At 74.7% G+C, this 20,099-nt stretch carries 20 protein-coding genes and 1 pseudogene; 8 read left to right on the top strand and 13 right to left on the bottom strand.

Annotated elements, in window-relative coordinates; genetic code table 11:
• Positions 1 to 11: 11 nt before the first annotated feature.
• From ACWGB8_RS10935 to ACWGB8_RS10925, 3 genes are read right to left on the bottom strand one after another with little or no spacing between them, the layout of a single operon-like run.
• Positions 12 to 920 (bottom strand): acyl-CoA thioesterase, encoded by a 909-nt coding sequence (locus ACWGB8_RS10935; protein ID WP_452212362.1) that lies wholly within the window; start codon positions 918 to 920, stop codon positions 12 to 14.
• Positions 917 to 1,399 carry a cupin domain-containing protein gene (locus ACWGB8_RS10930; RefSeq protein WP_452212360.1) on the bottom strand — a complete coding sequence of 161 codons (483 nt, stop codon included), beginning with the start codon at positions 1,397 to 1,399 and terminating at the stop codon, positions 917 to 919. Before ACWGB8_RS10930 ends, ACWGB8_RS10935 begins: the two co-directional genes overlap by 4 nt.
• Positions 1,400 to 1,401: 2 nt before the next feature.
• Entirely contained in the window at positions 1,402 to 2,250 is an 849-nt protein-coding gene (locus ACWGB8_RS10925) for a fumarylacetoacetate hydrolase family protein (RefSeq protein WP_452212359.1), read from the bottom strand.
• A gap of 151 nt (positions 2,251 to 2,401) precedes the next feature.
• Here ACWGB8_RS10925 and ACWGB8_RS10920 point away from each other — a divergent pair, with 151 nt between their 5' ends.
• Positions 2,402 to 2,815 (top strand): RidA family protein, encoded by a 414-nt coding sequence (locus ACWGB8_RS10920; protein WP_452212357.1) that lies wholly within the window; start codon positions 2,402 to 2,404, stop codon positions 2,813 to 2,815.
• 137 nt (positions 2,816 to 2,952) lie between these two features.
• Here ACWGB8_RS10920 and ACWGB8_RS10915 read toward each other — a convergent pair whose 3' ends face one another.
• Both ACWGB8_RS10915 and ACWGB8_RS10910 read right to left on the bottom strand, forming a co-directional pair.
• The gene (locus ACWGB8_RS10915; RefSeq protein ID WP_452212356.1) at positions 2,953 to 3,420 is read right to left on the bottom strand and encodes an OsmC family protein; all 468 of its coding nucleotides are present in this window, start codon (positions 3,418 to 3,420) and stop codon (positions 2,953 to 2,955) included.
• Between the two features lie 5 nt (positions 3,421 to 3,425).
• Positions 3,426 to 4,094, bottom strand: coding sequence for a GntR family transcriptional regulator (locus ACWGB8_RS10910; RefSeq protein ID WP_452212354.1), 669 nt, complete (start codon positions 4,092 to 4,094; stop codon positions 3,426 to 3,428).
• A gap of 65 nt (positions 4,095 to 4,159) precedes the next feature.
• Between ACWGB8_RS10910 and ACWGB8_RS10905 the strand changes: the two genes are divergently transcribed.
• Positions 4,160 to 5,377, top strand: a complete 1,218-nt coding sequence (locus ACWGB8_RS10905; RefSeq protein ID WP_452212352.1) for a glycosyltransferase — start codon at positions 4,160 to 4,162, stop codon at positions 5,375 to 5,377.
• Positions 5,378 to 5,444: 67 nt separating this feature from the next.
• Here the strand turns inward: ACWGB8_RS10905 and ACWGB8_RS10900 are convergent, their stop codons facing one another.
• From ACWGB8_RS10900 to ACWGB8_RS10875, 6 genes are all read right to left on the bottom strand, one after another.
• Positions 5,445 to 7,091 (bottom strand): amidohydrolase, encoded by a 1,647-nt coding sequence (locus tag ACWGB8_RS10900; RefSeq protein WP_452212351.1) that lies wholly within the window; start codon positions 7,089 to 7,091, stop codon positions 5,445 to 5,447.
• A complete protein-coding gene (locus ACWGB8_RS10895) occupies positions 7,088 to 8,587 on the bottom strand; it encodes an APC family permease (protein ID WP_452212349.1) in 1,500 nt (499 codons plus the stop codon). Before ACWGB8_RS10895 ends, ACWGB8_RS10900 begins: the two co-directional genes overlap by 4 nt.
• Positions 8,588 to 8,707: 120 nt before the next feature.
• Positions 8,708 to 9,676 carry an Lrp/AsnC family transcriptional regulator gene (locus ACWGB8_RS10890; protein ID WP_452212347.1) on the bottom strand — a complete coding sequence of 323 codons (969 nt, stop codon included), beginning with the start codon at positions 9,674 to 9,676 and terminating at the stop codon, positions 8,708 to 8,710.
• Between the two features lie 410 nt (positions 9,677 to 10,086).
• Positions 10,087 to 11,157: a hypothetical protein gene (locus ACWGB8_RS10885; RefSeq protein WP_452212345.1), complete on the bottom strand. Its 1,071-nt coding sequence runs from the start codon at positions 11,155 to 11,157 to the stop codon at positions 10,087 to 10,089.
• A 135-nt stretch (positions 11,158 to 11,292) separates the two neighbouring features.
• Positions 11,293 to 12,657 (bottom strand): MFS transporter, encoded by a 1,365-nt coding sequence (locus ACWGB8_RS10880; protein WP_452212343.1) that lies wholly within the window; start codon positions 12,655 to 12,657, stop codon positions 11,293 to 11,295.
• A 189-nt stretch (positions 12,658 to 12,846) separates the two neighbouring features.
• Complete coding sequence (locus ACWGB8_RS10875) at positions 12,847 to 13,206, bottom strand: ArsR/SmtB family transcription factor (protein WP_452212341.1); 360 nt, start codon at positions 13,204 to 13,206, stop codon at positions 12,847 to 12,849.
• A gap of 201 nt (positions 13,207 to 13,407) precedes the next feature.
• Between ACWGB8_RS10875 and ACWGB8_RS10870 the strand changes: the two genes are divergently transcribed.
• The 6 genes and pseudogenes from ACWGB8_RS10870 (at position 13,408) to ACWGB8_RS10845 (ending at position 18,932) form a co-directional block, all read left to right on the top strand.
• Entirely contained in the window at positions 13,408 to 13,827 is a 420-nt protein-coding gene (locus ACWGB8_RS10870; protein ID WP_452212339.1) for an SsgA family sporulation/cell division regulator, read from the top strand.
• Between the two features lie 139 nt (positions 13,828 to 13,966).
• Positions 13,967 to 14,659: pseudogene (locus tag ACWGB8_RS10865) on the top strand (carbohydrate binding domain-containing protein); the annotation flags it as partial.
• Positions 14,660 to 14,701: 42 nt separating this feature from the next.
• On the top strand, positions 14,702 to 15,802 hold the full coding sequence (locus ACWGB8_RS10860; protein WP_452212398.1) for a chitinase: 1,101 nt from the start codon (positions 14,702 to 14,704) through the stop codon (positions 15,800 to 15,802).
• Between the two features lie 267 nt (positions 15,803 to 16,069).
• A complete protein-coding gene (locus tag ACWGB8_RS10855) occupies positions 16,070 to 16,810 on the top strand; it encodes a (Fe-S)-binding protein (protein ID WP_452212337.1) in 741 nt (246 codons plus the stop codon).
• Complete coding sequence (locus ACWGB8_RS10850) at positions 16,807 to 18,264, top strand: LutB/LldF family L-lactate oxidation iron-sulfur protein (RefSeq protein ID WP_452212335.1); 1,458 nt, start codon at positions 16,807 to 16,809, stop codon at positions 18,262 to 18,264. Before ACWGB8_RS10855 ends, ACWGB8_RS10850 begins: the two co-directional genes overlap by 4 nt.
• On the top strand, positions 18,261 to 18,932 hold the full coding sequence (locus ACWGB8_RS10845; protein ID WP_452212334.1) for a LutC/YkgG family protein: 672 nt from the start codon (positions 18,261 to 18,263) through the stop codon (positions 18,930 to 18,932). Before ACWGB8_RS10850 ends, ACWGB8_RS10845 begins: the two co-directional genes overlap by 4 nt.
• 69 nt (positions 18,933 to 19,001) lie before the next feature.
• Here ACWGB8_RS10845 and ACWGB8_RS10840 read toward each other — a convergent pair whose 3' ends face one another.
• Both ACWGB8_RS10840 and ACWGB8_RS10835 read right to left on the bottom strand, forming a co-directional pair.
• Positions 19,002 to 19,424, bottom strand: a complete 423-nt coding sequence (locus ACWGB8_RS10840; protein ID WP_452212332.1) for a DUF6299 family protein — start codon at positions 19,422 to 19,424, stop codon at positions 19,002 to 19,004.
• Between the two features lie 120 nt (positions 19,425 to 19,544).
• A complete protein-coding gene (locus tag ACWGB8_RS10835) occupies positions 19,545 to 20,048 on the bottom strand; it encodes a metallophosphoesterase family protein (protein WP_452212331.1) in 504 nt (167 codons plus the stop codon).
• Between the last annotated feature and the right edge of the window lie 51 nt (positions 20,049 to 20,099).

The raw sequence follows: 20,099 nt of genomic DNA, 5'->3' as shown, positions 1-20,099 counted from the left end.
CCCCGTACCGGTCAGAGGGCGCGGATCAGGCCTTCCTGGACGACGGTGGCGAGGTGCACGTGGTCGGCGGTGAAGAACCGCCCCACCGCGAGCCCGCGGCCCGACTCGGCCGCCACCGCCTCCTGGGCGTACAGCAGCCAGCCGTCCACCCGGCCGGGCCGGTGGAACCACATCGCGTGGTCCAGGCTGGCGGTCACCAGCCCCGGTTGCGCCCAGGCGAGGCCCAGCGTCCGCAGCACCGGCTCCAGGACGGTGTAGTCGCAGACGTACGCCAGCGCGGTCAGGTCGCGCTGTTCGTCGGTCAGGCCCTCGACCGGGCGCAGTGCGTCGAACGGGCGCACCCAGACCGCCTGGTGCGGCACCCGCTCGCCCTCGACGGTCAGGTAGACCGGGCCCGGGACGTGCCGCATGTCGAAGCTGCGTCCGCCGCTCCAGTACTCCCTGGACGCGTCGGTCATGGTGCCCCCGGTACCGGCGGCGGCCAGGTACGCGGCGGAGCTGGGCAGTTCCTCGGGCCCCGGGACCCCGGCCGGCGGCTTGGCGGCGTAGCTGGCGCCCGGCTCGCCGGTGGCGAAGCTCGCCAGGCAGGTGTAGACGGGCTTGCCGTGCTGGAAGCCGCGGACCTGCCGGGTGGCGTAGCCGCGGCCGTCGCGCAGCAGCTCCACCTCGTAGCGCACGTCGGCGCCGATGTCGACGGGCCGCAGGAAGTAGGAGTGCATCGAGTGCAGGGTCTTGCCCTCGACCGACCGGACGGCGGCGGCGGCGGCCTGGGCGACCATGTCGCCGCCGTACGCCTTGGGCCAGGGGCACGGCTGGGTGGTCGCGGTGAAGGCCCGGTCGAAGTGCTCGGGCTCGGTGGGGGTGAGCGTGACGGCGGCGGTGAAGACCGCCGAGGTCGGTGCGGTCCTGAGGTCGGTCACGGCCGGTCCTGCCAGTCGCGCAGGTCGGCGTCCGCCACCTGGGGGAGGTTGACCACGATGTTCTCCGGGGTGCGGGTGGTCAGCCAGGTCAGTGGCCGGTTCCGGTCGAGGTTGCACTCGATGTGCGGCAGGTACGGCGGGACGAAGATCCAGTCGCCCTCGGCCAGGTCGAGGTAGTCCCGGAAGCCGTCGCCGAAGTAGATCCGGGCCAGCCCGGACAGCACGTACCCGCCGGTCTCCGCCTCGCCGTGGTGGTGCGGCACCGAGCGGAAGCCGGATTCGTTGCTCACCTTCCCGAACCACAGCCGGGTGGCCGGGGTGTGCTGGACGGAGACGCCGGAGATCCGGGAGGCGCCGTCCGTCTGGGTGGTGGCGCCGGTCTCCAGACCGCCGCGCGTCACCACCGGCACGACCAGCCCGGATTCGGTCGCGTACATCGAGTTGTCGCCGGTGACGGCGTGCCCGGGGTCGGGTCCCATGCTCAGCTCCTGTCGGGGGAGAGGTCGGGGAGGGGGTCGGCGGTGAGGCGGATGCGGTTGTGCAGGGTGCCGATGCCCTGGATCTCGGTCTCCAGGAGGTCCCCGTCGGCGAGGTACACGGGCGGGTCCATACCCATGCCCACCCCGCCGGGGGTGCCGGTCAGCACGAGGTCGCCCGGGTGCAGGGCGGTGAAGGCCGAGACGTAGGCGAGCAGTGCGGGTGCGTCGAACACCAGGGTGCGGGTGTTGCCGCGCTGGCGCTCGGCGCCGTTGACCCGGCAGACCACCTCGACGCCCGCGGCGGGATCGAGCTCGTCGGGGGTGACGACCACCGGGCCGAGCGGGGTGGTGCGGTCCCAGGCCTTGCCCTGAAACCACTGCAGGGTGCGCCGCTGCCAGTCGCGCACGCTCACGTCGTTGGCGACGGTGTACCCGGCGACGGCCCGCGCGGCCTCGTGCCGGTCCGCGCGGGCCAGCCGGGCGCCGACGACGACCGCGAGCTCCGCCTCCCAGTCCAGGTCGAGGCCCTTCGGGAGGACCAGGTCGTCCGCGGGTCCGGTCAGGGTGTCGGCGAACTTGGCGAACAGCGTCGGATGGGTCGGCAGCTGACGGCCCGTCTCGGCGATGTGGTCGGCGTAGTTGAGGCCGCAGCAGACCACCTTGCGCGGCGCGGGCAGCGGCAGTACGGGGACGGCGCCGGGCAGCTCGGCCCCGGCGAGTGCGGCGATCCGGTCGGGGGCGGTGGCCGCCAGCAGCTCGGAGAGGTCCCGGGCCGGCAGCCTCCGCCAGTGTGCGCCGTCGAGCAGGGCGGCCGTCGTACGGCCGTCGTGGACCACGGTGGCGAGTCTCATCGGCGTCCTCCCACGGGACGGCAACGATCAGCGGGCAGCGGTATAGCGAGATTTTCACGACCGTCGAAGACAGTCAATAGATGCGTTACGCTGCCTGCAGTCAGCCCGCCCGAGGGCCCGTCACGGGGCCCGCCCGAGGAGGTACGCGCCCATGCCCCCGATCCCGGTGAACCCGCCCTCGCTGCCCGCCCCGAGCGGCTACTCGCACGGCACGCTCGTCGGCAACACCCTCTACCTGGGCGGGCAGACCGCCCTCGACGACCGGATGCGGATCGTCCCCGGCGGCATCGTCGAGCAGTTCCGGCAGGCGTTCGGCAACGTCCTGACCACGCTTCGGGAGGTCGGCGGGATCCCGGAGGACCTGGTCAGCGTGACGCTCCACCTCACCGACATCCCCGACTACCAGGCGCACGGCAAGGAGATCGGCAAGGTCTGGCGCGAACTCGCGGGCCCGGTCTACCCGGCCATGGCGGGCATCGGGACGACCGGGCTCTGGCAGCCCGAGGCGATGATCGAGATCCTCGGCGTCGCGGTGGTCCCCGGCGAGCGGCTCGTGCGCCCCTGACCTCTCGTGCGCGCCCCTGACCGTTCGCGCGCCCCCGCCGGGGAGCCCCGGCACGACGGCGGGGCCCGGTGCGCCGATCGCTCGACGCCCGGGCCCCGCACGGTACTTCAAGGACTCAAGGTGCTCCCGGCGGCGGGTCAGCCCACCGTCACCGTCGGCTCGTGCCGGACCGGGAAGTTCACCGAGTTGGCGATGAAGCAGGCCCGGTGGGCCTCCTTGTGCAACTCGACCGCGGCCGCCACCATCGACTCCTCCGCGACGGTGATCCGCGGGTGCACCACCGCCTCGGTGAACTGCCCGCTGTCCCCCGCGGTCGCCATCGTCCCGGTCGCCTCGTCCACGTACGAGGTGACCACCACGCCGTTCACCGCGCAGAAGTGCAGATACGACAGCATGTGGCACTGGGACAGCGCGGCCAGCAGCAGCTGCTCCGGGTTCCAGCGCGAGGGATCACCGCGGAACGTCGGGTCCGAACTGCCCAGGATCGGCGGCAGATCGCCGGAGGCCACCTCGTGCGCCCGGGTGTAGGCGCGGTAGTGGCTGGTGCCGGTGCCGAGGTTCCCGGTCCAGGTGACCCGGGTGGCATAGGTGTGCAGGCGGCTCATGGCGGCTACTCCGTCTCGCTCTTGCGGGTGGGGGCTTGGGCGGTGCAGGTGTCCAGAACGTGGCGGCGGGCCGCGGCGCCCGCGGCCTGCGGATCGCCGGCGGCCACAGCGTCCAGCACCGCTCGGTGCTGGGCGTCCACCACGTCCGTACGGCCCGCCGGGCGCAGCGAGCGCCGGGTGGACACCTGGATCCGGTCCCACAGCAGGTCGAGGGTGTGCAACGCGATCGGGCTGTCGGCGAGTTCGGCGATCCGGCGGTGGAAGCGGCGGTTGAGCCGGACGCCCGCGGCCAGGTCGCCGGCCGCGGTCGCCGTGTGGGTGAGGTCGGCGAGCCCGCGCAGTTCGGCGAGCTCGGCGGGCGCGATCCGGCCGGCCCGCTGCCGTTCGGCGGCCAGTTCGGTGGTCAGCGCCTCCAGTGCGGCGCGCACCCGGTAGGCGTCCGCCAGCTCCCGTTCGTCCAGCTCCACCACCCGCACCCCGCGCCCGGCGTCCGTCACCAGCCCGTTGGCCGCCAGCGCCCGGAACGCCTCCCGCACCGGGGTCCGGCTCATCTCCAGGACGGCCGCGACCTCCAGCTCGGTCAGTCGCGTGCCGGGCGGATAGCGCCCGTCGAGGATCAGTTCGCGCAACCGCCGGTGCGCCGTCTCGGCCTGCATGACGGCCACGGTAGTCATTGCATGCATTGCATGCAAGAGTCGGGGGAGGGGTCACGCGCTCGATCGTCGGGGAGAATCGCCGCATGCGGATCCTGATCATCACCGCCGGTTCCCGGGGGGACGTCGCCCCCTTCACCGGGCTGGGCCGGCGCCTGCTGGAGGCGGGCCACCAGGTCGCCGTGGCCGCCCACCCGTCCTTCGCCGAACTCCTGCGAGGATGCGGCCTCGACCACCGGACCGTGCCCGGAGACCCGCAGGCGCTCATCCGGGACTGGGCACGGGCGGCGTCGCGCGAGGAGGCCCGCGCGCTGACCCGGGCGTACGTCGACGGGCTGGCCGACGGAGTGGCCGAGGCCGTCGCGGGCGGCGCCGACCTGCTGCTCACCGCCTTCGGCCCGGCGCCGCTCAGCCGGACGGCCGGCGAGGCGTTCGGCGTCCCCGTCATCGGCACCTACCTCGTACCGGCCTTCGCCACCGGGCGGTTCCCGCTGCCCGGTGCGGGCAGCAGCACCGACGACCTGGGCCCGGAGGGCAACCTCGCCGCGGGCCGGGAGGTGCTGGGACGCGCGGAGGGCCTCTTCGCCGGAGCCGTGGACCGGCTGCGCGCCCGCCTCGGACTGCCCGCCGGCCCGCCACCGGCCCCGGGCGACCTCCGACCCGTCCTCCACGGCTACAGCCCGCTGGTGGTGCCCCGCCCCGGCGACTGGCCGACCGGGGTCGAGACGGTGGGCTACTGGTGGCCCGCCCGGCCGCAGCACTGGCAGCCGCCGGCCGAGCTGGTCGACTTCCTCCAGGCCGGTCCGCCCCCGGTGTTCATCGGCTTCGGCAGCATGGCGCCGGGGCAGGGGGAACGGCTCGGCGCGCTGGTGGCCGCGGCCGTTCGGCGGGCCGGCGTCCGTGCGGTGGTGCAGGCGGGGTGGGCCGAGCTGACGGCTGGCGGAGCGGACGTGCTGGCCGTCGGTGACGTCCCGCACGACTGGCTCTTCCCGCGTACCGCCGCGGTCGTCCACCACGCCGGGGCGGGCACCACCGGCGCCGCCCTGCGCGCCGGCGTGCCCGCCGTACCCGTGCCCGTCATGGCCGACCAGCCGTTCTGGGCCTCGCGGCTGCACCGGCTGGGAGTCGCCCCCCGGCCCCTGCCGTTCCAGGACCTCGGCGCCGAAGCCCTCGGCGACGCCATCGCGGCCTGCCTGTCCGAACCGTCCCTCCGCCGCCGCGCGACCGAGCTCGCCCGCGGGATCGCCGCGGAGGACGGCGCCGCGGCCCTGCTCGCCCGCATCCGCACGACGGGCACCGGGTGAACCGGAGGTCGTCGTGCGGAGGCGGACGGGCCCGGGGGCGGGCGCGCGGGGCGGGGCGGCGGACGGGTCAGGCGGCGCGGTGGACGACCTCGCCGGCGAGGACGCCGAGCTCGACCCGGGTGTCCAGGTACGCCTTCGGTTCCACCGCGAAGAGGTCCTCGGAGAGCATCACCAGGTCGGCGTGCTTGCCCGGGGTGAGGCTGCCCAGCTCGCCGTCGAGGTGGACGGCGTAGGCGCTGCCCAGGGTGTAGCCGCGCAGTGCGGTCGCCAGGTCCAGGGTCTCGCCGGGCATCCACGGGTCGCCGCCGGCCAGCCCGCGGCGCGTCACCGCCGTGTAGAGGCCGACCATCGGGTCCATCTCGGCGACGTTCCAGTCACTGGACAGCGCCAGGACGGCGCCCGCCTCGTGCAGGCTGCGCATCGGCCAGGCCTTGGTCCAGCGGTACTCACCGACGGCCTCGGCCCAGTCCCGGCCGGGGCCGGCGATGTCGGGCGAGCAGTGCCGCGGCTGCATGCAGGCGACCACGCCGAGCTCGGCGAACCGCGGCACGTCCGCGGGGTCCAGGCACTCCACGTGCACGACCTGGTGGCGGGCGTCGCGCGGGCCGTTGACCGCGCGGGCGTGGGCCACCGCGTCCAGCACCGTACGGATACCCCGGTCGCCGGTGGCGTGCACGAACGCCTGGAACCCGGCTGCGTCCAGCCCGGCCAGCACCTCGGCGAACTCCTCCGGCGGGTAGAAGGTCTCGCCGCGGTGGCTGTGGTGCCCGGCGTACGGTTCGAGCAGCGCCGCCGTGTGCGGCTCCACCACGTCGTCGATGTACAGCTTCAGCGGACCCACCCGGAAGCGGTCGGAGGCGTACCGGCGGGCCGCCGCGGCGAATGCGGCGAGGTCCTCCGGGCTTGTCCCGCGCGGGTGGAACAGCCCGGCGACCAGCCGGGACCTCAGCCGGCCCTCGGCCAGCGCCCGCTCGAACAGCGCCAGGTCGTCCAGCGAGTTCTGCGGCTCGACCACCGTGGTGATCCCGTACCGGGCCGCCATGTCGAGGCTGCCGGCCAGCCGCCGGTACTGCCGGTCCGGGTCCGCCCACGGCACCCCGGCCGCACGCAGCGCCCGGTGGCCGTCCCGGGAGAGGCCGCGGACGGCGAAGTCGGTGAGGAAGCCGGTCGGCTCGCCGGTGGCCGGGTCCTTGCGGACGGTGCCGTACGGCGTCTGCGCGGTGTCCCGGTCGATGCCCAGGCGGCGCAGGGCCGCCGAGTTCAGCCAGGCGGTGTGGACGTCGTAGCTGAGCACGAAGGCGGGGCGGCCGCCGGTGAAGCGGTCCAGGTCGGCCGCGGTGGGCATCCGTCCGCCGGGGATCGCCGAGTAGTCGAAGGCCTCGGCCTCGATCCACTCGGCGTCCGGGTGGCTGCGCAGCCGCTCGGCGATCCGGGCGCCGATCTCGTCGAGGCTGCCGGCCCCGGTGAGCTGCACGCAGTCCGCGTCGGAGCCCAGCCGGACGTGGTTGTGGCTGTCGACGAACCCGGGCAGCACCAGCCGGCCCCGGGCGTCGACCACCTCGGTGTCCGGGCCGGCGAGCGCCCGCCAGTCGTCGCCGTCGCCGAGCCAGGCGATCCGGCCGTCGCGGACGGCGACCGCCTCGGCGCGCGGCCGGGTGTCGTCGACGGTGTGGACGTGGGCGTTGTGCAGGACGAGGTCGGCGGGGCGGGTCACGGCCGGGCTCCGTTCCGGGGGGTGGTGCCGGCGACGGCGGCGCTGTCGGGGGCGGTGCCGTCGGCGGCGGCGATGGTGCGGGCGGGGTCGCCGGGGGCGTCGTCGTCGGCGCCGGGGTGGGCCGGGTCGTCGAGATCGGCCGGCAGGCTCAGCACCCAGTGGGTGGCGCTGCGCGGGCGCAGGAAGAGGAACCAGTACGCGGTGCCGACGAGCAGCACGGCGCCGGTGATCAGCAGGTCCCGGAGGGTCTGCCGGGTGAGCGAGTAGCCGATGACGGCGATGGTGACGACCGGGACGACCGGCCACAGCGGCATCCGCCAGGCCGGCGTCGCCCGGTGCCGGGCACGCCGCGCGGTCAGCGCCGCACAGCCGAGCAGCAGGTAGATGACCGCGACCACGACGCCGGTGAAGCCGAGCAGCGCGTCGATCGGCACGGTGAGCGCCAGCACCGCGCCCGGCAGGCCGATGGCCAGGGTGGCCGCCCACGGCGAGCCCCAGCGGGGGTGCAGCGAGCCGAGCAGCCGGTTGACCGGGTCGGGCCAGGTGCGGTCCCGGGCGGAGGCGTACAGCACGCGCCCGTTCTGCAGCACCATGACGATCACCGCGTTGAGGATGGCGATGGCGATGCAGAGGCTGACGAAGGTGCCGACCGTGCTGCCGGCCCAGGAGTCGACGATCGCGACCAGGTCCCCTTCGGCGAGCCGGTCGGGGGAGTCGACGCCCAGGCAGATCGCGGCGACCGGCACGGTGATCAGCAGGACGCCGGCCAGCAGCGACCACAGCACGGTGCGGGCCACCGAGCGGCGCGGGTCGCGCAGGTCCTCGGACAGGTAGACCGCGGTCCCGAAGCCGTTGTAGGTGAACAGCGCGACGGCGAGCCCGGAGACCAGCAGCCCTGCGGTGAAGGGGCTGGTGCCGCCCTGCCCGTCCGGGACGACCGCGTGCACCAGGGTGCCGACCGGCTGCTGGACGTGGAGGAGGCCGAGCACGCTGACCACGGCCGCGGCCAGCACCTCCAGGCCGAGGAACAGCCCGGTGATCAGCGCGTTCGCCTTGATGTCCAGGACGCCCACGGCGACGGCGAGCAGCATCACCGCGGCGCCGGCGAGCGCCGGGTCCAGCGAGACCACCGAGGTCAGGTATCCGGCCGTGCCCAGCGCGATGATCGGCGGAATGACCAGCAGCGACACCACGGAGATGACGAATACCAGCCAGCCCGCGAGCCGGCCGAGCAGCTGCCCGACGATCGAGTACTCGCCCCCGGCGCTGGGCACCAGGGTGCCGAGCTCCGCGTAGCAGAAGCCGACACCGAGCGAGAGCACGGCCGCGATCAGGAGGGTGAGGAGCGCCCCGCTGCCCTGCGACTGGAGCAACGGCGGCACCACGATGAACAGCGAGGAGGCCGGGGTCACGCAGGAGAGGGTCAGCAGGACGCCGCCGAAGACGCCGAGCGAGCGGGGGAGCGCGGCGACGCCGGGTGGGGTGGAACTGGTCATTCGGGCATCCCTGCAGGTGAGGGGGAGGGGGATGCCGGTCATTCAAGGGCAGGCGAAAACATCGCGTCAAGGGATTCGGGTTGTCGTTCGGCGGTGAATTCCGCGTGGATCCGGCGGTTCCTAAGTGACTGGTGCATTCGGCGAACGATCCGCCGTCGCGGACGGGAGATCGTAGCTGTACGTCTCCTTCACGATGTCCAGGTGGTACCAGGACTCCGTGCGGACCACCCCCGGCAGCGCGCGCAGTGCGTCCACGGTGGCCAGCAGTGCGGCCCGGTCGGCCGCGTCGATCCCGCACACCACGTCATGGCGGCCGTACCCCGCGGCCACGTAGTTGACCCCCGGCAGGTCGGCCGCCGGCCCGGCGGCCTCCCGGGCCGGACCCCGCACGCCCAGCCCCACCCCGACCGCCTCCCGCACCCCGAGCGCCTGCGAGGCGACCAGCCCCGTCACGTGCACCGCCCCGGACTCCAGCAGCCGCAGCACCCGCGCCCGCACCGCCGGCTGGGACAGCCCGACCCGCTCGGCGAGGGCGGCGAACGAGGCCCGCCCGTCGATCTGGAGCAGCCCCAGCAGCACCCGGTCCGTCTCGTCCACGGACTCCGCCCGCCCACCCGCCGCCCGCTCCACCGGCGCCCGCTCAACAGGCAGCGGCGAGTACGCGTCCCGCAGCAGCTCGGCGCAGCGGAACACCTCGATCCCCCGCACCCCCGGCAGCGCGCGCAGCGCCGCGAACTCGCGCTCCAGCGCCGTGTCGTCCGCGACCCGCACCTCGGCGATAACCGCCCCGGCCCCGGCCGTGCAGGACACGAAGGAGGTCGCGGGGCGGGCCGCCGCCGCCTCGGCGACCGGCCGCGCCGCCCCCTCGACGACCAGCGACACGTGGGCGACCACCGTGATCCCCACCACCGACGGCCGGACGATCCCGACCACCCGCACCGTCCCCGAGGAGGTCAGCCGGTGCACCCGCGCCCGGACCGCCTCCCGGGAGACGCCGAGCAGCCCGGACAGGCGCTGGTAGCTCGCCCGCCCGTCCGACTGGAGCTCACGGACCAGCGCCGCGTCCAGGCCGTCCAGCACCCTGGTCACCCACCCTTCCCTCGTCGGCCGCCACCGTCGTCGGCCGCCATCCGCGGCGGCCGTGCCCCGGATCCGCCCGGGGGCCGAACGGCCGGGCGGATCCGTGTGGCCGAGAGTAGTCGGCACCGGCACCCGGTCCGTACGGGCGGTGGGGTGCCGTCAGGCGAGCCGGCCGCCCCCGTCGACGTGCAGCACGGTGCCGGTCACGTACGCGTTGTCGACGGCGTAGAGGACCGCCTTGACGGTCCTGCGGGCTGCACCCGGCGGGCCGCCGCACCCTCGCCGCGTACACCCGCACCCGACCCGACCCCCTCGCCACCGCCTTCGTCGACCTGCTGGCGCACCAGGCCTGCGTGGCGCCCGCCCGCCTTCCGCGGTCCGGGCACGCCGCAGACCTGACATCCCGCCCGGCGGTCAGGTCACCCGGGTGCGCGTCGGGTGGCCCGCAGCAACTGCACCCGCCAGCGTGCCGCCCCGGCCTCCGGCCGCCGCCGCACCCGCGCCGCCAGGCCCGCCTCGAATCGCCCGGCGAGGTCCGCCCCGGTGGCCGTGCCCGCCGTGCCCGCTGCCGTCCCGCCGAACAGCGACGGCCCGAACGCCGCCACGAACGACGCCGCCACCTCCCGCGCATAGGCCTCCGCATCGCCGTCCACCGCGTACCGCTCCCAGGCGGGGTCGGCCAGTACCACGAACTCCTGCTCCTCCAGGCGGAACGCCTCCGCCGACGGCCCCGAACGCAACGGCGCCAGGAACTCCTCCGCCGTCCGGTTCCAGGTCGGCACGGTCATCGCCTCCAGCTGCGCCCGGCCCAGCACACCCGCCGCGACCAGCGACTCCAGCTCCGCCAGTGCCAGGTCGAACAGCTCCTCCGCACCGCTCGCCCCGTCGTCGGTCACCGCCCCGCCCACCACGACCAGCTGACCGCCCGGCACCAGTTCCTCCGCCCGGTGCCCGAGGAAGTCCACCCAGTCCAGCGCCGACTGCCGGCGCAGCGCATCCCGCACCGTGCCCGTCGCCCGGGGCGACCAGATGTGCCCCGCGACCGGCTGCGGCACCCGCGACAGCCAGTGCACCGCGATGGTGCTCCACGCCAGGTGCAGTCCGGCCCGCGGGAACAGCCGCCCGTAGAAGGAGCCCGCCTGCGCGCAGGCGAACACCTCCGCCGCCCCCGCGTACCCGCCCGAGCCGGACACCGTGGCGAACAGCGCGTTGAAGTCGTTGCCGGCGATGTCGGTGTGGGTCACCCGGACCGACACCTCGTCGTCCCGCCCGCGCACCGCGGCCACCACCCGCCGCATCGGCTCCAGCGCATTGGCCCCCGAGGCGCACCCCAGGTCCGCCACCTCGAACGCCCGCCCGTCCGCGGGCAGCGGCACCGCCGCCAGCGCCCGGTCGAGCAGGTCCGCCGCAGCCCGCATCCCGGCGTGCTGCGCGGCCGAATGCCGCCCGTACCCGCCACCCATCACACCCGACGACCCGCCACCAGTCATGCCCGGCATTCTCCGGCCCACCACCCCCGCCCGGCCCGTCGCCACGACCGGCCGACCCTGCCGTTCACCCGCCCTCGCCCGGACGGCCGACCGGGTCGCCCACCCCGCCCCGCCACCGTCCTTGGACCCGCGGGGTCAGATCCGGGCCGGGGAGTGGTCGCCCCTGGCGGGCCACCGGGTGTGCAGCGCGTCGATGACGAAGTCGTGCCCGTGGCTCCAGCCGAGCGCGGTGCGCCGGGCGTCCACGAGGTGCGGGTGCCCCTCGGGCAGGTCGTCGTGGACGTGGCCGAGGCTCGCCGGGTCGCGGGCCGGCCAGACCGCGCGGGCCGCGGCCGTCGCGGCCAGCGCGAGGCAGCCGAGCACGACCGCGGTGAGCGGCAGCCCGGCGCCCGCCGCGAGCAGGCCCGCCAGGGGGTAGGTCAGCAGCCAGCAGCCGTGCGAGAGGGAGAACTGCGCGGCGAAGGCCGCGGGCAGGTCGGGGCCGGCGGCCGACCGGCGGACCACCCGCCCGCCGGGCGTGAGGACGGCCGAGCAGGCCGCCCCGATCGCGGCCCAGCAGACCAGCAGCGCCGCCCAGCTCCAGCCGCTCGGGGCGACCGCGGTCGCGGCGGCGACGGCGGCGAGCACCCCGGGCAGCACGGACGCGGCGCCCAGCATGACCCTCCGGTCGCTCAGCCGGCCCAGCAGCCGGGGGAGCGCGAGCGCGGCGAGCACGGAACCGAGGCCGTAGGCGCCCAGCGCGAGCGAGACGAAGCCGGCGGCCCGGCCGAAGTGCCCCTGCACCACGACGACGGTGTTGACGAACACGACGGCACCGGCCGCCGCGACGGCCAGGTCCAGGGCGAGCAGGGCGCGCAGCCGCGGCGTGGCCCAGTACAGCCGGGTGCCGAAGGCGGCCCGCCGGTGGAACCCGGTGCGCTCCACCGGCCGCGGCCCGGGCAGGACGACCGAGACCACCAGGGCGGCCGAGGCGAGGAAGCCGACGGCCGTCCCGATGAAGAGCCGGTCGTACGAGACCACGGCCAGCAGGGCGGCCGCGAGGGCCGGGCTGAACAGGCTCTCCAGGTCGTACGCGATGCGGCTCATCGACAGTGCCCGGGTGTAGTCCCGTTCGTCGGGCAGGACCTCGGGGATGGTGGCGGTGAAGGTCGGGGTGAAGGCGGCGGAGGCGCACTGCAGCAGGAACACCAGGACGTAGACCTGCCAGACCTGGGTGACGAACGGCAGGGTGAGGGCGACCGCGGCCCGGGTGAGGTCCGTCCCCACCAGCACGGCCCGCCGGGGTATCCGGTCGGCGACGGCACCGACGACGGGGGCGATGCCGACGTACGCGATCATCTTGATCGCCAGGGCCGTCCCGAGCACGGCGGAGGCATCGGCGCCGGCGAGCTCGTAGGCGAGCAGGCTGAGGGCGACGGTGGCGAGGCCGGTGCCGACCAGGGCGACGACCTGGGCGGCGAACAGGTGGCGGTAGGTGCGGTTGCGCAGTACGGCGAGCATGCGGGCGCATCCCTGCGGACGGCGGCGGGGTGGTGGTTCGCTGGTTCCAGCCTAGTGACGTGTGCGCATGTGCGCACCTGTCGACTGTGGAGCCGATACCCCGCGGTCGGGGCGGGCAACCGCCCTGGCCCCGTACCGGCCGGGCTCAGGCCCCGTACCGGCCGGGCTCAGGCCCCGTACCGGCCGGGCTCACGCATGCCAGGGTTCCCCGGTGACCTGGTGGTCCGCATGGCTCAGCGCCTCGGTCACCAGCCGGCGCAGGTGGCCGTCCTTCAGCGCGTACACCGCGTGCCGCCCGTCGCGCCGGGCGTCGACCAGCCCGGCCAGCCGGAGTTTGGCGAGGTGCTGGCTCACGGCGGGCCGGGCCGCCCCGCAGGCGGTGGCGAGCGTCGTCACGTCCGCCTCGCCCCGGGTGAGCAGCCACAGGATGTGCAGACGGGTGGGATCGGCCAGCAGCGCGAAGACCGTGGCGGCGGCCGCGAGCCGGGTCTCGCTCGGGGCGCCCTCGTGCCCGCTGCCTGCGCCCGGTACCTGCTCGCGGTCGACCATGGCCACATCGTAGGGCGTGTCCGACGGCCCCGGTCGGGCGCGCCGGACCCGCCCCGGAGCGGGCCTGCGGCCGCGCTCCGCCCGTTCGTGGGGGAACTGTGGAGGTCCGGGTGGCGGTGACTGCCGGACGGTGCTCCGGGTAGACGGTTGCCCGTCGGCCCGGCCGGGCCGTCGACGACGCCGAGCGCTGGAGGCTGTTCGATGCCGATGACCGCCGTCCGTCCGATGCAGGTGCGATTCCCCGCGGGCCCGCTGCCCGACGTCACCGTCGACGCGGAACTCCGCTTCGACACCCGGCACCCCTACACGGCCCGCCTGTCCTTCCCGGCCGGGAGCAACGGCGGCGACGAGGACCCGGGCGTCTGCTGGTACTTCGGCCGCGAGCTCCTGAACGAGGGCCGCCACGGCCTGGTCGGCAACGGCGACGTCCAGGTGCGCCCGGGCCGCTCCGGCGAGGTCATCATCGCCCTGACCGGCCCCACCGGCACGACCGTGCTCAGCGCCCCGAACGACGACGTCACGGCCTTCCTCACCGAGTCCTTCGAACTCGTCCCGGCCGGCTCGGAATCCGAGCACCTGGACATCGACACCACCCTCCGCCGGATCCTCGACGAGGACTGAACGGGCGCTCACCTGCCGTCCTGTGCACGGAAGTTCCGCTGACCGCCGGCGTCCTGCCGAGTCGCTCCCCTCGGCAGTGGTCCAGACCTATTGACGCGCCCGGTCGGCCCTCCTACGATCCGGACCGGCACAGCCCCACATGTCCCCACCTCACCCCAGAGCCGGGCGTCACGCCCCCACGCGATGGTCATGTCCATGGCGCTCGGCGGGAAGGGAGCACAGCATGTTCCGTCGAAGGTCGCGCGCACCACGCCCGTCGGGCGAGTCCCACCCCCGTCCGGAGAGCGGCCGTCACGAGGCAGTACGTCCCGAGGGTGGCGGCGCCCGCCCGCAGCGGGTGGTCGTGGAACGGGCGTCGCGGGTGCACCGTGGCGTCCGGCCCGCGCAGGGATCGACCGTTCTGAGCCGCTCCCTCGCCGGGCTCAGCGCCGCCGCCCTCGTCGGAGCCGGCCTCGCCGTGGCAGGCTCCGTCACCGCCGGGGCCGCCACCACCAACCTGGTGGCCAACCCCGGGTTCGAGAGCGGACTCTCCGGCTGGACCTGCACCGGCGGTTCCGGCGCGGCCGTCGGCAGCCCGGTCCGCTCCGGCACCGGCGCGCTCAAGGCGACGCCGACCGGCCTGGACAACGCCCAGTGCACCCAGACCGTCAGCGTGCAGCCCAACTCCCAGTACACGCTGAGCGCGTACGTCCAGGGCAGCTACGTCTACCTGGGCGCCACCGGCACCGGCCTCACCGGCACCCCGTCCACCTGGACGGCCAACAACGCGTCGTACGGGCAGCTCAGCGTCGCCTTCACCACCGGGCCGAGCACCACCTCGGTGACCGTCTACCTGCACGGCTGGTACGGGCAGCCCGCCTACCACGCGGACGACGTGTCGCTCGCCGGCCCCGGCGGCAGCAGCCCCACGCCGACCACCCCGGCGCCGACGACCACGGCCCCGCCCACCACCACCGCACCGCCCACCACGACGGCGCCGCCCACGACCACGGCGCCGCCGACCACCACCCCGCCGGGGGAGACCTGCCCCACGAAGCCCAAGCCGTCCGGCAAGGTGCTGCAGGGCTACTGGGAGAACTGGGACGGCGCGGCCAACGGCGTGCACCCCGGCATGGGCTGGGTCCCCATCACGGACAGCCGGATCGCCGCACACGGCTACAACGTCATCAACGCGGCCTTCCCGGTGATCCTCTCGGACGGCACCGTCCTGTGGCAGGACGGCATGGACGCCGGCGTCAAGGTCTCGACCCCCGCCGAGATGTGCCAGGCCAAGGCGGCCGGGGCGACCCTCCTGATGTCGATCGGCGGCGCCACCGCGGGCATCGACCTGAGCTCCAGCACGGTGGCTGACCGGTTCGTGGCGACCGTCGTCCCGATCCTCAAGAAGTACAACTTCGACGGGATCGACATCGACATCGAGACCGGCCTGTCCGGCAGCGGCAACATCAACACGCTGTCCGCCTCGCAGGCCAACCTGATCCGCATCATCGACGGCGTCCTGGCCCAGATGCCCGCCGGCTTCGGCCTGACGATGGCCCCGGAGACCGCGTACGTCACGGGCGGCAGCGTCACCTACGGGTCGATCTGGGGCTCCTACCTGCCGATCATCAAGAAGTACGCCGACAACGGCCGCCTGTGGTGGCTCAACATGCAGTACTACAACGGCAGCATGTACGGCTGCTCGGGTGACTCCTACTCGGCCGGGACCGTCCAGGGTTTCACCAAGCAGACCGAGTGCCTGAACAACGGCCTGGTCATCCAGGGCACCACCATCAAGGTGCCCTACGACAAGCAGGTCCCCGGCCTGCCGGCCCAGCCCGGTGCGGGCGGCGGCCACATGGCCCCGAGCCTGGTCAGCCAGTCGTGGAACGCCTTCGGCGGTTCGCTGAAGGGCCTGATGACCTGGTCGATCAACTGGGACGGCTCGAAGGGCTGGACCTTCGGCGACAACGTCAAGGCCCTCCAGGGCCGTTGATCCCCTGCACGAGGACGGCGGCAGTGACCGGACACCCACCCGGCCGCTGCCGCCGTCCGTCGTCCGTCGTCCGTCGTTCACGGAGGCGGCGGAGGGGGCGGAGGGGGCGGCCGGCGTACCGGCAACCGGCCCGCGACGCCCCGCCCGGCACCACCGGCACCACCGGGACATCCCGCTCGAGCTGTGGGACGATCTGCGCTCCGAAGGACCGCTGAACGCCCACGTGCCCACACCTCCAGCCCCGAGCCGCCAGGGGGACTGACCCGGATGCGCATCGCCCTGTTCATCACCTGCTTCAACGACACGCTCTTCCCCGGCACCGGCCGCGCCGTCGTCGAGGTCCTCGAACGCCTCGGCCACACCGTCGACTTCCCCACCGGCCAGACCTGCTGCGGCCAACTGCACTTCAACACCGGCTACCGGCCCGAGGCCCTGCCCCTGGTCCGGCGGTTCGCCGATGCCTTCGCCGCGTACGACGCCGTCGTGACCCCCTCGGCCTCCTGCGCCGGCATGGTCCGCGCGAACCACCCTTTGCTCGCCGCCCGCCACGCGTCCGCCGAACTGCAGGACCGGGTGGCCCAACTGGTGCCGAAGGTCCACGAGTTCACCGAGTTCCTCACCGAGGTCCTGCACGTCGAGGACGTCGGTGCCGCCTTCCCGCACCGCGTCACCTACCACCCGACCTGCCACTCCCTGCGCGGCCTGCGCCTCGGGGACCGGCCACTGCGCCTGCTGCGCGCCGTCCGCGGCATCGACCTCGTCGACCTCCCCGCCTCGGACACCTGCTGCGGCTTCGGCGGCACGTTCGCCGTCAAGAACGCCGCGACCTCCACCGCGATGCTCGCCGACAAGATGCGCGGCGTCCTGGACACCGGGGCCGAGGTGGTGTGCGCCGCCGACAACTCCTGCCTGATGCACATCGGCGGCGGCCTGTCCCGCCTCAACTCCGGCGTACGCACCCTCCACCTGGCCGAGATCCTCGCCGCCACCGAAGGAGCCCGCCGATGAAGGACACCCACGGCCTCGTCTGGCTCGGCACCCCCGCCTTCCCCGAAGCCGCAGCCACCGCCCTCGCCGACACCCGCCAGCGCCGCAACCTGCGCCGGGCCACCACCACCATCCGCGACAAACGCCTCGCAGCCACCGGCGAACTGACCGACTGGGAGGAACTCCGCGCCACCGGAGCCGCCATCAAACGGCGCACGCTGCGCCACCTCGACCAGTACCTCGAACAGCTCGAAGCGTCCGTCACCAAGGCCGGCGGTACCGTCCACTGGGCCGCCGACGCGGCCGAGGCGAACCGGATGGTCGCGGAGCTGGTCCGGGCCACCGGCGAGCGCGAGGTCGTCAAGGTCAAGTCGATGGCCACCCAGGAGATCGGCCTGAACGAGGCCCTGGCGGCCGAGGGCATCACCGCGTACGAGACCGACCTCGCCGAACTCATCGTCCAACTCGCCGACGACCGCCCCTCGCACATCCTCGTCCCCGCCATCCACCGGGGCCGCGGCGAGATCCGCGACATCTTCGCGCAGCACATGGGCCGGCGGGGCCGCCCCGCACCCGCGGACCTCACCGACGACCCGGCCGCGCTCGCCGAGGCGGCCCGCCTCCACCTGCGCGCGAAGTTCCTCACCGCGAAGGTCGCGGTCTCCGGCGCCAACTTCGCCTGCGCCGACACCGGCACCGTCGTCGTGGTCGAGTCGGAGGGCAACGGCCGCATGTGCCTCACCCTGCCCGAGACCCTGATCACCGTCATGGGGATCGAGAAGGTCGTCCCCGCCTTCACCGACCTGGAGGTCTTCCTCCAACTGCTGCCGCGCTCCTCCACCGGCGAGCGGATGAACCCCTACACCTCGATGTGGACCGGCACCACCCCCGGCGACGGCCCGCAGGACTTCCACCTCGTCCTGCTCGACAACGGCCGCACCGCGACGCTCGCCGACGAGGTCGGCCGGCAGGCCCTCCACTGCATCCGCTGCTCGGCCTGCCTGAACGTCTGCCCGGTCTACGAGCGCACCGGCGGCCACGCCTACGGATCCGTCTACCCGGGCCCGATCGGCGCCGTCCTCACCCCGCAGCTGGCGGGGGTGGAGAACGCCCCCTCCCTGCCGTTCGCCTCCACCCTGTGCGGCGCCTGCTACGACGCCTGCCCCGTGCAGATCGACATCCCCGAGGTGCTCACCCACCTGCGTGCCCAGGTCGTCGAGTCAGAGCGCCGGGCGAACCGGCTGCCCACCGCCGAGGCCCTCGCCATGAAGGCCGCCGCCGCGGTCCTCGCGTCGCCCGCCCGCCTCGCCGCGGCACAGAAGGCCGCCTCGGCCGGCGGCAGGGTGCTCGGCCGAGAGGGACGCATCGGCCCGCTCCCCGGACCCCTGCGCGGCTGGTCCGCCGCCCGCGACACCGCCACCCCGCCCGCCGAGTCCTTCCGGACCTGGTGGCGCAAGAACCGGGGGACCTCGTGACCACCCGCCGACTCGTCCTCGACCGGATCCGGGCGGCCCTCGCCGACGTCCCCGCGGACGAGCACCCCGACGACGTCCCCGTCCCGCGCGCCCACCTGCGCAGCCACGCCGCCGGGGACCTCGTGGAACTGTTCGCCGAACGCGTCGCCGACTACCGCGCCACCGTCCTGCGGTGCACCCCCGCCACCGCCGCGGACGCCGTCCGGTCGGCCCTCGCCGCGCACGGCCACACCCGCGTCGTCGTCCCGCCCGGCTTCCCCGAGGAGCTCCGCCCCCGGCCGGCCTGGCCGCCGGGCGAGGAACCGGTCGCCCTCGCCGACCTCGACGCGGCCGACGCCGTGGTCACCACCGCGGCCGCCGCCATCGCCGTCACCGGCACGATCGTCCTCGACGCGGGCCCCGGCCAGGGCAGGCGCGCCCTCACCCTCGTCCCCGACCACCACCTGTGCATCGTCCGGGCCGCCCAGATCGTCGGCGACCTGCCGGAGGCCCTGGCCGCCCTCGACCCGCGCCGCCCGCTCACCTTCGTCTCCGGCCCGTCCGCCACCAGCGACATCGAACTCGACCGCGTCGAGGGCGTCCACGGCCCCCGCACCCTGGAGGTCCTGCTCGTGGACGACCGCGACTGTCCCGCCGCCTGGGCGGGTGGGCCGGCCGCGGGCGGGTAGCCGGGATGCGCCGGGGGCCCCGGACCGGCGGGGGTAGGACGGGCACGCCGGCCCGGGGACCGCGGGCGTTCAGCTCAGCTCGACCTGCGCCTCGCCCTGGGCGATCGGCTCGGGCAGCGGCAGGCCGTGCTGGGTGGTCAGCCGCAGCAGGTGCGCCCGCACGGTGACCGTGCCCGGGGAGTAGCGGAGGGCGGAGCCGGCGTCGCTGTTGGTGTGGACCCACGTGTGGACCTGGCCGTCACAGGTGGCCGCCGTGCTTCCGGTGCCCGTCGTCCGGTTGCCCTGGACGATGCTGCTGCTGACGAAGACGGGGCCGCGGCCGCCGGGGGAGCAGCGGTAGGTGCCGGAGAGGGTGGGGACGCCGTCGGCGGCCAGTGTGCCAGCGGGGTCCACGGTCACCCGGGACGTCGAGGCCGCCTGGGTGGGGGCGGCGGCGAGGCCCAGGACGAGGAGGGTGCTCGCGGCGGAGGCGAGGACGAGGCGGACGCGCATGGGAGGCCTTTCCTGAGGGGGGACGGAGGTGTCGCCGAAAGAGATACCGGAATGCGTCCGCGCGCCCCACAAATTCATCCGTTCGGGGACGAGTCGTCCGCAGCTCCCGCTCCGCTCCGCTCAGGTCCGGGGCGGCAGCCGGTGCAGGTGGACGTCCGCGAGACGGCCGTCGTCGAGGCCGGCGGTCAGGTAGGTGGCGAAGGGCTGCCGGCGCCGGTCGGTCGGCGAGCCGGGATTGAGCAGCCGCAGTCCGTTCGGGGCGAGGCTGTCCCACGGGATGTGACTGTGCCCGAAGACCAGGACGTCGGCGTCGGGGAACCGGGACGCGCACCGCAGCTCGCGGCCCCGGGCCGGCCCGGTCTCGTGGACGACCGCGAAGCGGACCCCCTGGAGTTCGACGCGGGCGATCTCGGGCAGCTCCGCCCGCAGCGCCGGTCCGTCGTTGTTGCCGTGGACGGCGACCAGCCGCGCGGCCCGGGCCCGGAACAGCCGGAGCGTGGCGATGTCGATCCAGTCGCCGGCGTGGAAGACGACGTCGGCCTCGTCGATCGCGTCGAGGAGGGCGGGGGGCAGTGACCGCGCCCGCTTCGGGACGTGGGTGTCGGAGGTCAGGAGCAGTCGCACGGTGCGCTCCGGTTCTCGTGGGGGTGGCGGTCGGCCGGCCCGGCGTGCGGC

Source organism: Kitasatospora sp. NPDC054939 (genome assembly GCF_053610105.1).
This window is presented reverse-complemented; position numbering and strand designations above follow the sequence as displayed.

Bases quoted from the DNA above. Each gene is read 5' to 3' on its own strand.
- ACWGB8_RS10870 (WP_452212339.1), top strand. From the start codon at position 13,408: ATGCCGATGACCGCCGTCCGTCCGATGCAGGTGCGATTCCCCGCGGGC.
- ACWGB8_RS10885 (WP_452212345.1), bottom strand. From the start codon at position 11,157: ATGACTGGTGGCGGGTCGTCGGGTGTGATGGGTGGCGGGTACGGGCGG.
- ACWGB8_RS10910 (WP_452212354.1), bottom strand. From the start codon at position 4,094: ATGACTACCGTGGCCGTCATGCAGGCCGAGACGGCGCACCGGCGGTTG.
- ACWGB8_RS10895 (WP_452212349.1), bottom strand. From the start codon at position 8,587: ATGACCAGTTCCACCCCACCCGGCGTCGCCGCGCTCCCCCGCTCGCTC.
- ACWGB8_RS10880 (WP_452212343.1), bottom strand. From the start codon at position 12,657: ATGCTCGCCGTACTGCGCAACCGCACCTACCGCCACCTGTTCGCCGCC.
- ACWGB8_RS10925 (WP_452212359.1), bottom strand. From the start codon at position 2,250: ATGAGACTCGCCACCGTGGTCCACGACGGCCGTACGACGGCCGCCCTG.
- ACWGB8_RS10850 (WP_452212335.1), top strand. From the start codon at position 16,807: ATGAAGGACACCCACGGCCTCGTCTGGCTCGGCACCCCCGCCTTCCCC.
- ACWGB8_RS10855 (WP_452212337.1), top strand. From the start codon at position 16,070: ATGCGCATCGCCCTGTTCATCACCTGCTTCAACGACACGCTCTTCCCC.
- ACWGB8_RS10840 (WP_452212332.1), bottom strand. From the start codon at position 19,424: ATGCGCGTCCGCCTCGTCCTCGCCTCCGCCGCGAGCACCCTCCTCGTC.
- ACWGB8_RS10915 (WP_452212356.1), bottom strand. From the start codon at position 3,420: ATGAGCCGCCTGCACACCTATGCCACCCGGGTCACCTGGACCGGGAAC.
- ACWGB8_RS10920 (WP_452212357.1), top strand. From the start codon at position 2,402: ATGCCCCCGATCCCGGTGAACCCGCCCTCGCTGCCCGCCCCGAGCGGC.
- ACWGB8_RS10930 (WP_452212360.1), bottom strand. From the start codon at position 1,399: ATGGGACCCGACCCCGGGCACGCCGTCACCGGCGACAACTCGATGTAC.
- ACWGB8_RS10875 (WP_452212341.1), bottom strand. From the start codon at position 13,206: ATGGTCGACCGCGAGCAGGTACCGGGCGCAGGCAGCGGGCACGAGGGC.
- ACWGB8_RS10905 (WP_452212352.1), top strand. From the start codon at position 4,160: ATGCGGATCCTGATCATCACCGCCGGTTCCCGGGGGGACGTCGCCCCC.